The following is an 11,045-nucleotide window of genomic DNA, read 5'->3' as shown; positions in this document are numbered from 1 at the left end:
AACTTCTCCAACGTCTGCTACGTGGGCTGCCGGTTCTGCGCCTTCGCCCAGCGCGAACGCGACCCGGACGCCTACCGGCTCTCCACCGAGGACGTCGCCGCCCGCGCCGTCGAGGCCGCGCAGGCCGGGGCCACCGAGATCTGCATGCAGGGCGGCATCGACCCCAAACTGCCCATCGGCTACTACGCCGACATCGTCCGCGCCATCAAGACCGCGGTGCCGGACATGCACGTCCACGCCTTCTCCCCCATGGAAATCGTCTCCGCCGCGGCCAAAGCCGGAGTCAGCGTGCGGGAATGGCTCACCGAACTGCGCGACGCCGGCCTGGGCTCCATCCCCGGCACCGCCGCCGAAATCCTCGACGACGACGTCCGCTGGGTACTCACCAAAGGCAAACTGCCCGCCCAAACCTGGATCGACGTGATCACCACCGCCCACCGGCTCGGCATCCCCTCCTCCAGCACCATGATGTACGGCCACGTCGACCACCCCGGCCACTGGCTCGGCCACCTGCGCGTGCTCGCCGGCATCGCCGAAGACACCGGCGGCTTCACCGAATTCGTCGGACTGCCGTTCGTGCACACCAACGCCCCCATCTACCTCGCCGGCCTCGCCCGCCCCGGCCCCACCACACGCGACAACCGCGCCGTGCACGCCTTCGCCCGCCTCGCCCTGCACGGCCGCATCGACAACGTGCAATGCTCCTGGGTCAAACTCGGCGACCACGGCACCGCCCACATCCTCCGCGGCGGCGCCAACGACATCGGCGGCACCCTCATGGAAGAAACCATCTCCCGCATGGCCGGCTCCGAACACGGCTCCTCCCGCACCACCACCGAACTCAACCACCTCGCCACCCTCGCCGGACGACCCTCCCGCCAACGCACCACCACCTACGGCAGAACCCCCCTCCCCACCTGACCCGCGACACGGACCGCTCCTCGCGGCAACCACACTCGTCGGCGCTCTGGCTTCGGGCTACCAGGTGCGCGAGGTCAGCGGCACCGGTCCTGAGCGTTCGCGTTGCGGGGGGCGTTGCCCCTGGTTAGCGTCATCGCGTGACGGAACAGAAGGCGGAAAAGGAAAAGCTGCTGCCGCGGTTGCGCAGGAAGTATCCCTGGTTCGACCACGTCATCAGAGCCAACGACGCCTTCTCCGAGCGCTATGGCAATCACTACGCCGCCGCGATCACCTACTTCTCAGTGCTGTCGCTGTTCCCGCTGCTGATGGTCGGGTTCTCGGTGGCGGGCTTCATCCTGGCCGGCAACGAGGCCGCGTTGCGGGAACTGCGGGACGGGATCATCTCCTCGGCACCCGAGGGGCTCGGCGACTTCCTCGCCACGATCGTCGACGCCGCCCTCGACTCCAGGGCGGGCGTGGGCGTGCTCGGTCTGCTTCTGGCGTTCTACTCGGGGCTGGGCTGGATGACCAACCTCCGTGACGCGCTCACCGCGCAGTGGGGCCAGGAGAAGAGGCAGCTGCCGTTCCTGTCGACGAAGGTCAAGGACCTCGTTGCGCTCGTCGGCCTCGGGCTGGCGCTCGCGGTGTCGTTCGGTCTGACCGCCGTGGGCGGCGGGGTCGGCAACTTCCTGCTGGAGCTGGTGGGGCTCGACGACGCGGCGTGGGCGCGTTTCCTGCTGCGGCTGGCGACGATCGTGCTCGCGCTGGCCGCGAACGTGCTCGTTTTTCTGTGGGTGATCTCTCAGCTGCCGAGGGAGAAGGTGAGCGTGCGCAGCGCGGTGAAGGGTGCCGTGCTCGCCGCGGTCGGGTTCGAGGTGCTCAAGCAGGTCGCCACGGTGTACCTGGCGAGTGTCACGAGCTCGCCGAGCGGGGCGCTGTTCGGTCCGATCATCGGTCTGCTGGTGTTCGCCAACCTCGTCTCGCGATTCCTGCTGTTCGTCACGGCGTGGACGGCGACGGCGCGGGAGAACGTCGTCCGCAGGGTCGCACCGCCGCCACCGGCGGTGATCAGGCCGAACGTCCAGGTGCAGCGGGGTGCGGGCGCCGGGCTCGCGGCCGGCGCGTTCGGCGCAGGGGCGCTGCTGGGCTGGCTCGGCCGCCGTCGTCGCTGAGGGCTGGTCGTCGTCCCCCTCAATTAAGCTCGCTCTGTAAGCGAAGGGGTGAGCGTGAGCGACACGGTGACGGCGCCGGAACAGACGAAGCTGCCGAGGGAGATCTACGTCCTGGTGGGGGCGAGCTTCCTCATCGCCATCGGCTACGGACTGATCGGGCCCGCGCTGCCCAACTTCGCGGCGAGCTTCGACGTGGGTGTGACGGCGGCGTCGTTCGTGGTCAGCGCGTTCGCGTTGGTGCGGCTGGCCTTCGCGCCGGCGAGCGGGCGGCTGGTGACGCGGTTCGGCGAGCGGCCCACCTACCTGTGGGGGCTTTCGATCGTCGCCGTCGGCACCATCGCGTGCGCGTTCGCCACCGACTACTGGCAGCTGCTGCTGTTCCGCTCGGCGAGCGGCGTGGGCTCGACGATGTTCACGGTGTCCGCGATCGGCCTGCTCATCCGCATCTCGCCGGTGCACCTGCGGGGTAGGGCGTCCGGGCTGTGGGGCACGAGCTTCCTGCTGGGCGGCATCGCCGGCCCGGTACTCGGCAGCGGGCTGGTCGCCGTATCGCTGCGGGCGCCGTTCCTGGCCTACGGGCTCGCGCTGGTGCTCACCACCGTGCTCGTGTGGTGGCAGCTGCGGCACTCCGCGCTGGCCTCCCGGCAGGCCGACGACGGCGCGCCCGCGATGACGTTCCGGCAGGCGCTTCGCCACCCCACCTACCGGGCGGCGCTCATGTCGAACCTAGCCAACGGCTGGGTCGTGCTCGGCGTGCGCATGTCGCTCATGCCGCTGTTCGTCACGGCCGTGCTGGCCAAGGACGAGTCGTTCACCGGCTTCGCGCTCGCCGTTTTCGCGGGCGCCAACGCGGCGGTGCTGCTGCTCGCTGGTCGCTATGCCGACCGCAGGGGGCGCAAGCCGCCCGCCGTGGCGGGGCTCGCGCTGCTCGTGGTGGGCACGGTTTTCCTCGGCATCACCGACAACCCGTGGATCTTCCTGGCGGCCTCGCTCGTGGCCGGGGTCGGATCGGGCGCGCTGAACCCGTCGCAGAGCGCCGCGGTCGCCGACGTCCTCGGGGCGAAGGCGCGCGGCGGCTCGGTGCTCGCGGGCTTCCAGATGGCGGCCGACGTCGGCGCCGTGGTGGGCCCGCTCGCGGCGGGCGCGATCGCGGAACGCTGGTCCTACGGCGCTGCGTTCGCCGTCACGGGCGCCGTTGCCGCGCTCGCGCTGGTGCTGTGGATCGCGGCGAGGGAGACACTGCCCACCGGCCGCGAGACCGAGAACGCCGAGCACACCGCGCAGGACGCGGCGACGGACAACTGCTGCGAGTCACGCGGCGGCTGACCCGCCCCGCCTGATCCCAGCCAACCGCAGTGAAGGCCACCATGCCTGCGTTCAACGCAGTGAAGGTGGCCTTCACTGCGGGCGGCTGACCAGGGGACCGCACCTCACTCCGGGCGCTGGAGCAGGCCCTTCCGGTGTCCGATGAGCAGGCCGATGGCCACGATGACGATCACGATCAGCGTGACGATCCAGCCGGTGGTGCCGAACGGGTCGGTGACGCTCGACGACGCGGCCGACACGTCGCCGGAGTCGCTTTCGCCCGCTGCCGCCTCGTCGACCTCGGCCGGGTCGGGAATGGTCACCTGGCCGACCGGGTCGGCGCCGGAGGCCGCCAGTGCGAAGCCGTAGTCGAGCAGCGCCTTGGCCTGCTCCGCCACGCGGACGGGGCGCTGCTCGGTGCGCAGCATGATCACCGAGATCCTGGTGCCGTCCCGCTCGGCGGCGCCGGCGTAGGTGTGGCGCGAGTCGTCGGTGAAGCCTGTCTTGCCGCCGAGGAAGCCCTCGTAGCCGTCCCACAGCTGGTTGTCGTTGTAGATCGGGTAGCTCGGCTGGCCGGTGCCGCCGGGGAAGTCCATGTGCTGCGTGCCCACCGCGTCGGCGTACTCCGGCTGCCGCATGGCGTAGCCGAAGATCAGGCTCATGTCGTAGGCCGACGTCATCATCCCCGGCCCGTCCAAACCGGACGGTGTGGCCGCGCGGGTGTCCTCGGCGCCGAGTCGTTTCGCGAGCGCGTTCATCTTGCCGACCGCTGTCGGCACGCCGCCCAGCGCCGTGCCGAGCGCGTGCGCGACGTCGTTGCCGGAGCGCATCAGCAACGCGTGCAGCAGATCGTCCACTGTGTACCGCGAGCCCGCGACGATGCCCACGCACGTGCATTCCTGGTTGGCGTCCTCGACGGTCGGGATCACCACGTGTTCGGGAGACAGCTCGTCGATCACCACGAGTGCGAGCAGGGTCTTGATGAGCGACGCGGGCCGCTGGCGGCCGTGCGGGTCCTTCGCGGCGAGCACCTCGCCGGTCTCCATGTCCTGCAGCAGCCAGGAGGCCGCCGTGTCCGGCTCGGGCGGGGCCGGGGCGGTCGGCGGCACCACATAGCCGCATTCGGCCATGCGCTCGCCGCCCGCCGGCTCGTCGGGCACCGGCAGCGGGACCGGGGACGGCTGCCCCGGCGGCGGCTTCTCGGAGGTGTCCACGGGAGGCGGCGGCAGCAGCTCGTTGGGGCACGCCTGCGCCTGCCGCGCGACCGGCGACTGCGCCAGTGCTGGTAGCCCCGCCGAGGCGAGGAGACCGGACAGCAGGGTGACGATCAGAACCCGTAAGGGAAGAGCACTGCGCACCCGTGCAGGCTAGCCGGGAGCCAGGGATAGATACTGGGCGGTATGCGTATGTCTCGCCGCACGTCACTCTTTCTGCTTGCTTTCGGCGTGTGGTCCTGGATCATCTGGATCACCTTCGCCAGGAACCTCTGGGACAGCGACAACGCCTTCACCGCGGACGGCTCGCCGACGCCGTTCTTCTGGGTGCATCTGGTGCTCGCCGTCGTGTCGTTCGTGCTGGGCACGATCATCGGAGTCATCGGCTGGCGCGGCCTGCGCGCGACCCGGAACCGCGCCGACTCAAAGGACGTCAACCGATCGTGACCCAGTTCCAGCCGCAGCCGCCCGCACCGCGCTCTCGACGCGCTCCGCTCCTGCTCGGCCTGCTCGTCGGCGTCCTCCTCGGTGGGGGAGGCGTGGGGCTGGGCTGGCTGCTCAGCTCCTCCGGTGACGCCGAGGGAGCGCAGGCCGACGCCACGGCGGCGTGCGACCTCGTGGCCCGCACGCCCCACGTCGACCTGGAGGCCGACCTGACCGGGTTGTACCGGCTGTCGGCGGCCTCGTCCCTCGCCGGCGCGGCTGCCGAGGCGGACGGCGCCTACGAACCGGTGAACGAGGCGCTGCGAGACGTGGTCAACTACGTCCAGCGCCGCATGGACGCCGAGAGCGAGGGCTTCCGGGAGTCGATGGCCGCCGCCCGCGCCGCCTGCGCGGAGGTCTAGGGAACGGCCCCCGCCCCGTCGCCCGTAGGGTTGGGAGACGCCCCTCAGGAGCGCCGGAGCCGGGAGAGCAGCCACGCGACGGCACCGGTGGCCGCACCGACCGCCGTGCCCGTCACCACGCTGCTGAGGAACGCGAAGCCACGCAGCACCACGGTCTCCGTACCGGGGGACAGCACGCCGGCCAGGTTGCCGCCGAGCGCGGGCGGGTCGTCGAACGACTCCTCCCAGAACACCTGGTGGCCGATGGCGAGGAGGATCCCGTACACCAGGCCGACCGCGAGCAACGTCAGGAACGGGTTCTCGACCCGCCTCACCAGCACCACGGTCACCCAGATCACCAGCGGCACCCACACGAGCAGCGCGTTGACCGCTGGACCCACCAGGTCCAGGTCGTGCGCGACCACGCGCGGCACGGCGAGCAGCGCCAGCCCGAAGATCGCGAGCTTGGACAGCCCCGGTGACCGCTTCCCAGTTTCCTGTACCACGCACGCAACGCTAAGGGCCGAACCCCCGCGACGTCGTCACCCCAGAGATGACACCTCACCCCGCCCCGCTACCCCCGCGGAGGTAGGCCCGAACGCAGTGAAGGCCACCATCACTGCGTTGAACGCAGGCATGGTGGCCTTCACTGCGGACAGGGCGAAAGGGTCAGACGCGCTTGAAGAGCAGGGCGCGCTTGACCTCCTGGATCGCCTTGGTCACCTGGATGCCACGGGGGCAGGCGTCGGTGCAGTTGAACGTCGTGCGGCAGCGCCACACGCCCTCGGCGTCGTTGAGGATGTCCAGCCGCTCCTCGGAGGCCTCGTCGCGCGAGTCGAAGATGAACCGGTGCGCGTTGACGATCGCGGCAGGGCCGAAGTACGACCCGTCCGCCCAGTACACCGGGCACGAGGAGGTGCAGCAGGCGCACAGGATGCACTTGGTCGTGTCGTCGAAGCGCTCCCGGTCGGCCGCCGACTGGATCCGCTCGCGCGTCGGCTCGTTGCCGTACGCGATGAGGTACGGCTTCACCGCGCGGTAGGCCTCGAAGAAGGGCTCCATGTCGACATAGAGGTCCTTCATCGTGGGCAGGCCCTTGATCGGCGCGACCGTGATGGTGGTCTGCTTGCCCTTCTTGGCCAGCAGGTCCTTCACGAGCACCTTGCACGCGAGGCGGTTGATGCCGTTGATCTGCATCGCGTCCGACCCGCAGATGCCGTGCGCGCAAGAACGACGGAACGACAGCGTGCCGTCCACGTAGTTCTTGATGTTCATCAGCAGGTTCAGCACGCGGTCCGTCGGCAGCGCCGGGACGTCGTAGGACTCCCAGTGCGGCTCGTCGTCGATCTCCGGGTTGAAACGCTGGATCTTCACCGTGACGGTGAGCGAGCCCTCCGGCGCCGGGATCTGCGACGTGTCGTGGACGGTGCTTTCAGCTACAGCGGTCATTTCGCTTCCTCCGCGGGAAGGAGTACGTCGGAAGGCATCAGTACTTCCGCTCCATCGGCTCGTACCGGGTGAAGGTCACCGGCTTGTAGTCCAGCCGGATGTCCGAGATGAACCCGTTGAGGCCCAGCGGGGCGTCCGGGTCCTCCTTCTCCGGCAGGATCTTGTACGACATCGAGTGCCGCATGAAGTTGACGTCGTCCCGGTTCGGGTAGTCCTCGCGGGCGTGGCCGCCGCGGGACTCCTTCCGGGCCAGCGCCGCGTTGACGAGCAGCTCGGCGAGATCGAGCAGGAAGCCCAGCTCGATGGCCTCGAGCAGGTCGGTGTTGTACCGCTTGCCCTTGTCCTGCACCGAGATCCGGCCGTAGCGCTCCTTGAGCGCCTGCACGTCGGTGAGCGCCTGCTTCAGCGTGTCCTCGGTGCGGTACACCGCCGCGTTGGCGTCCATCGTCTGCTGCAACTCGGTGCGGATGTCGGCGACGCGCTCGCCGCCGTGCGCGGTGCGCAGGTGCTCGACCATGCCCTCGACCATCTTCGCCGGCGCCTCGGGCAGCTCCACGTGCTCGCGGCCCTGCGCGTACTCGGCGGCGGCGATGCCCGCCCTGCGGCCGAACACGTTGATGTCGAGCAGCGAGTTGGTGCCGAGCCGGTTGGCGCCGTGCACCGACACGCAGGCGACCTCACCCGCGGCGTAGAGGCCGGGGATGACGTGCTCGTTGTCCCGCAGCGCCTCGCCGTGCACGTTGGTCGGGATGCCGCCCATCGCGTAGTGCGCGGTGGGGTACACCGGCACCGGCTCCTTCACCGGGTCGACGCCGAGGTACGTGCGCGCGAACTCGGTGATGTCGGGCAGCTTCGTCTCCAGCACCTCGGCACCGAGGTGGGTGCAGTCGAGGTAGACGTAGTCCTTGTTCGGACCGGCGCCCCTGCCCTCCAGCACCTCGAGCACCATCGACCGGGCGACGATGTCGCGTGGTGCGAGGTCCTTGATGGTGGGGGCGTAGCGCTCCATGAACCGCTCGCCCGACTCGTTGCGCAGGATCGCGCCCTCACCGCGGGCGCCCTCGGTGAGCAGGATGCCGAGGCCGGCGAGGCCGGTCGGGTGGAACTGGTAGAACTCCATGTCCTCGAGCGGGAGGCCCTTGCGCGCGTAGATGCCCATCCCGTCGCCGGTCAGGGTGTGCGCGTTGGACGTGGTCTTGAAGACCTTGCCGAAGCCGCCCGTGGCGAACACGATCGACTTGGCCTGGAAGACGTGGATCTCGCCGGTCGCGAGCTCGTAGGCGATCGCGCCGGAGGCCACCGGGCCGTCGGCGGTCTCGGTGAGCGCGATGTCGAGCACGTAGAACTCGTTGAAGAACTCGATGCCGTGCTTGACGCAGTTCTGGTACAGCGTCTGCAGGATCATGTGACCGGTGCGGTCGGCCGCGTAGCAGGAGCGGCGCACCGCCGCCTTGCCGTGGTCACGGGTGTGACCGCCGAAGCGCCGCTGGTCGATCTTGCCCTCGGGGGTCCGGTTGAACGGCAGCCCCATCTTCTCGAGGTCGAGCACCGCGTCGATGGCCTCCTTGGCCATGATCTCCGCGGCGTCCTGGTCGGTGAGGTAGTCGCCACCCTTGACCGTGTCGAAGGTGTGCCACTCCCAGTTGTCCTCTTCGACGTTCGCCAGCGCGGCGCACATGCCGCCCTGCGCTGCGCCGGTGTGCGAACGCGTCGGGTAGAGCTTGGTGAGCACCGCCGTGCGGGAGCGCTGGCCCGCTTCGATGGCCGCCCGCATGCCGGCGCCGCCGGCTCCGACGATCACCACGTCGTACTTGTGAAACTGCATGATGTGCGAACTCCGTGTGGTGGGCTCAGCTGGCCGGGATGTCGGGATCGAACGTGAAGACCACCAGCGTGCCGAGCACGAGGATGACGGCCATCGCCACGTAGAGCAGCATCTTCAACCAGAAGCGCGTGTTGTCCTTGCGGGCGTAGTCGTCGATGATCGTGCGCAGCCCGTTGCCGCCGTGCAGCTGGGCGAGCCAGAGCATCGACAGGTCCCAGAACTGCCAGAACGGCGAGGACCAGCGACCCGCGACGAACGCGAAGTTGATGCGGTGCACACCGCCGTCGAGGATGTTCATGATGAAGAGGTGGCCGAGCACCAGCACCACCAGCGCGAGGCCGGAGATGCGCATGAACACCCAGCTGTAGAGCTCGAAGTTGTTGCGCCGGGCGGCGGGCCTGCGTGGGGAACGCGGCTTGTCGAGCGCGAGCGCGGAAGTGCTGTCTGCCATCAGTGCCCGCCTCCGAAGAGCTCGCTGACCGTGCGCTCGAGCATGAAGTAGGTGCCCGGGATCATCACGACGACCCAGATGCCGACGATGCCCCAGAGCATGGGGCGCTGGTACTTCGGCCCCTTGGACCAGAAGTCCACGAGGATCACTCTGAGACCGTTCAGCGCGTGGTAGAGCACGGCGCCGACGAGCGCGACCTCGAGCAGGTTGACGACCGGGGACTTGTAGGTCTCGATGACCTCGTCGTAGGCGTTCGGTGAGACCCGGACGAGCGCGGTGTCGAGAACGTGGACGAACAGGAAGAAAAAGGTGAGCACGCCGGTGATGCGGTGCAGCACCCAGGACCACATGCCGGGGTCGCCGCGGTAGAACGTTCCGCTCCGGCGTGAGGCGCCAGCCCGATCACTCGCTCCCGCCTCGGCGGCGGTGCTCGCAGTGGTGGACATCGGTGTACGGCCTCCAACGTCACTGATGGACTTTGCCCGGCGGACCGCGACTTTGCCGTGGTCAGGGTCGTCGAGCGTGGATACGAGGGGATGCTAGACCCGCAGCGTCGACCTGGCTCAACCTCGGGTTGTCGTCTGTGATGGACCAGACACTGAGGAGCACAACGGACGTGTCCCACGTCTCTTCACCCGCTCTTCACTGAATCGTGTGACCCAGTGCCCGGTCACATACCGTGTGCAGTCAGTCGCGCGCCGAGCCCTTGAGTAAACATTTGGGTTACGCGCGGTGGCAATCGCATGCCTGGAATCTCACAGAGCGGTACGGTTCGCCAGTCGGCCCGGCAGGAGCGTCGGGCCGTTCTCAGTTGGTCCGCGCATGCAGCGGGGAGGGAGATACACCGTGCTTCGAAAGCGTGGTGGAGCGCTGGCGGCGATCGCCATGGCCGGCGTGCTGGCATTGTCCGCGTGCGGCGGTGGCGGCGAAGACAGCGGCGCCGGAAGCGGCGGAGACGGCGCGCTCAAGATCGGGCTCGCCTACGACATCGGTGGCCGAGGCGACCAGTCGTTCAACGACTCCGCGGCTCGTGGCCTGGACAAGGCCAAGCAGGAGTTCGGTATCGAGGCCACCGAGCTGGAGGCCAGCCAGGGCGAGACCGACGCCCAGAAGGAGGACCGGCTCCGGCAGCTGGCCGAGGGCGGTTACAACCCGATCATCGCGGTCGGCTTCGCCTACGCGGGCCCGCTCGGCAAGGTCGCCAAGGACTACCCCGACGTGAAGTTCGCGATCATCGACGACTACACGCCGGGCACCGACGACGGCCCCAACATCGCGAACCTGACCTTCGCCGAGGAGCAGGGCTCCTTCCTCGTGGGCGTGGCCGCGGCGCTGAAGAGCAAGACCGGCAACGTCGGCTTCGTCGGCGGGGTCAACACCCCGCTGATCCAGAAGTTCCAGGCCGGCTACGAGGCGGGCGTCAAGGCCGTGAAGCCGGACGCGACCGTGCAGGTCAAGTACCTGACCCAGCCGCCGGACTTCAGCGGGTTCAACGATCCCGCCAAGGGCGAGACCGCCGCGAACGGCATGCTGGACGCGGGCGCCGACGTTGTCTACGCGGCCGCGGGCGGTTCGGGCAGCGGTGTCTTCCGCGCCGCGAAGGACAAGGGCGCCATGGGCATCGGCGTCGACTCCGACCAGTACAACCTCCCGTCGCTGGCCGACGTCAAGGACGTGATCATCACCTCGATGGTCAAGAGCGTCGACGTCGCGGTCTACGACTTCATCAAGTCGGTGAACGACAACGCGTTCAAGGCGGGCAACAAGATCTACGACCTCGAGGTCGGTGGCGTGAAGTACGCCACGAGCGGCGGCAAGATCGACGACATCCAGCCGCGGCTCGAGGAGTACAAGCAGAAGATCATCTCGGGCGAGATCAAGGTCCCTTCGACCACGTAAGCCGCA

12 protein-coding genes are annotated in these 11,045 nt (G+C 69.0%); 6 read left to right on the top strand and 6 right to left on the bottom strand.

Features of this window, described 5'->3' with window-relative positions; all coding sequences use genetic code 11:
- The 3 genes from cofH to DI005_RS34285 all read left to right on the top strand — a co-directional run.
- The coding region (gene cofH / locus DI005_RS34295) for a 5-amino-6-(D-ribitylamino)uracil--L-tyrosine 4-hydroxyphenyl transferase CofH (RefSeq protein WP_113642798.1) at positions 1-921 on the top strand (921 nt) is incomplete at its 5' end.
- A gap of 137 nt (positions 922-1,058) precedes the next feature.
- Positions 1,059-2,072, top strand: a complete 1,014-nt coding sequence (yhjD, locus tag DI005_RS34290; RefSeq protein WP_112277034.1) for an inner membrane protein YhjD — start codon at positions 1,059-1,061, stop codon at positions 2,070-2,072.
- A gap of 48 nt (positions 2,073-2,120) precedes the next feature.
- On the top strand, positions 2,121-3,398 hold the full coding sequence (locus DI005_RS34285) for an MFS transporter (protein WP_369973650.1): 1,278 nt from the start codon (positions 2,121-2,123) through the stop codon (positions 3,396-3,398).
- Positions 3,399-3,502: 104 nt separating this feature from the next.
- Here the strand turns inward: DI005_RS34285 and DI005_RS34280 are convergent, their stop codons facing one another.
- The gene (locus tag DI005_RS34280; RefSeq protein WP_113644849.1) at positions 3,503-4,735 is read right to left on the bottom strand and encodes a D-alanyl-D-alanine carboxypeptidase family protein; all 1,233 of its coding nucleotides are present in this window, start codon (positions 4,733-4,735) and stop codon (positions 3,503-3,505) included.
- Positions 4,736-4,777: 42 nt separating this feature from the next.
- On the opposite strand from DI005_RS34280, the gene DI005_RS34275 reads away from it, so the two are divergent.
- Positions 4,778-5,038 (top strand): SCO4848 family membrane protein, encoded by a 261-nt coding sequence (locus tag DI005_RS34275; protein ID WP_112277038.1) that lies wholly within the window; start codon positions 4,778-4,780, stop codon positions 5,036-5,038.
- On the top strand, positions 5,035-5,436 hold the full coding sequence (locus DI005_RS34270) for a hypothetical protein (RefSeq protein WP_112277040.1): 402 nt from the start codon (positions 5,035-5,037) through the stop codon (positions 5,434-5,436). Before DI005_RS34275 ends, DI005_RS34270 begins: the two co-directional genes overlap by 4 nt.
- Positions 5,437-5,480: 44 nt before the next feature.
- Here DI005_RS34270 and DI005_RS34265 read toward each other — a convergent pair whose 3' ends face one another.
- From DI005_RS34265 to sdhC, 5 genes are all read right to left on the bottom strand, one after another.
- Positions 5,481-5,921 (bottom strand): hypothetical protein, encoded by a 441-nt coding sequence (locus tag DI005_RS34265; RefSeq protein WP_199543473.1) that lies wholly within the window; start codon positions 5,919-5,921, stop codon positions 5,481-5,483.
- A 163-nt stretch (positions 5,922-6,084) separates the two neighbouring features.
- On the bottom strand, positions 6,085-6,864 hold the full coding sequence (locus tag DI005_RS34260) for a succinate dehydrogenase iron-sulfur subunit (protein WP_112277042.1): 780 nt from the start codon (positions 6,862-6,864) through the stop codon (positions 6,085-6,087).
- A gap of 37 nt (positions 6,865-6,901) precedes the next feature.
- A complete protein-coding gene (gene sdhA, locus DI005_RS34255) occupies positions 6,902-8,689 on the bottom strand; it encodes a succinate dehydrogenase flavoprotein subunit (protein WP_112277044.1) in 1,788 nt (595 codons plus the stop codon).
- Between the two features lie 25 nt (positions 8,690-8,714).
- A complete protein-coding gene (locus DI005_RS34250; RefSeq protein WP_110334947.1) occupies positions 8,715-9,140 on the bottom strand; it encodes a succinate dehydrogenase hydrophobic membrane anchor subunit in 426 nt (141 codons plus the stop codon).
- Positions 9,140-9,586 (bottom strand): succinate dehydrogenase, cytochrome b556 subunit, encoded by a 447-nt coding sequence (gene sdhC, locus DI005_RS34245; RefSeq protein WP_110334948.1) that lies wholly within the window; start codon positions 9,584-9,586, stop codon positions 9,140-9,142. Before sdhC ends, DI005_RS34250 begins: the two co-directional genes overlap by 1 nt.
- 400 nt (positions 9,587-9,986) lie before the next feature.
- Between sdhC and DI005_RS34240 the strand changes: the two genes are divergently transcribed.
- The gene (locus DI005_RS34240) at positions 9,987-11,039 is read left to right on the top strand and encodes a BMP family protein (RefSeq protein WP_199543472.1); all 1,053 of its coding nucleotides are present in this window, start codon (positions 9,987-9,989) and stop codon (positions 11,037-11,039) included.
- The last annotated feature ends 6 nt before the right edge of the window (positions 11,040-11,045 follow it).

The sequence above is a fragment of the Prauserella sp. PE36 genome (genome assembly GCF_003311655.1).
In the GTDB taxonomy this organism is placed as follows: Bacteria; Actinomycetota; Actinomycetes; order Mycobacteriales; family Pseudonocardiaceae; genus Prauserella_A; species Prauserella_A endophytica.
Note: the sequence above shows the minus strand (reverse complement) of the source record. Positions and strands in the feature narration are given on the sequence as shown.

Excerpts from the sequence above, each read along its gene's own strand:
- DI005_RS34275 (WP_112277038.1), top strand. The coding sequence starts at position 4,778 with ATGCGTATGTCTCGCCGCACGTCACTCTTTCTGCTTGCTTTCGGCGTG.
- DI005_RS34260 (WP_112277042.1), bottom strand. The coding sequence starts at position 6,864 with ATGACCGCTGTAGCTGAAAGCACCGTCCACGACACGTCGCAGATCCCG.
- sdhA (WP_112277044.1), bottom strand. The coding sequence starts at position 8,689 with ATGCAGTTTCACAAGTACGACGTGGTGATCGTCGGAGCCGGCGGCGCC.
- DI005_RS34250 (WP_110334947.1), bottom strand. The coding sequence starts at position 9,140 with ATGGCAGACAGCACTTCCGCGCTCGCGCTCGACAAGCCGCGTTCCCCA.
- sdhC (WP_110334948.1), bottom strand. The coding sequence starts at position 9,586 with ATGTCCACCACTGCGAGCACCGCCGCCGAGGCGGGAGCGAGTGATCGG.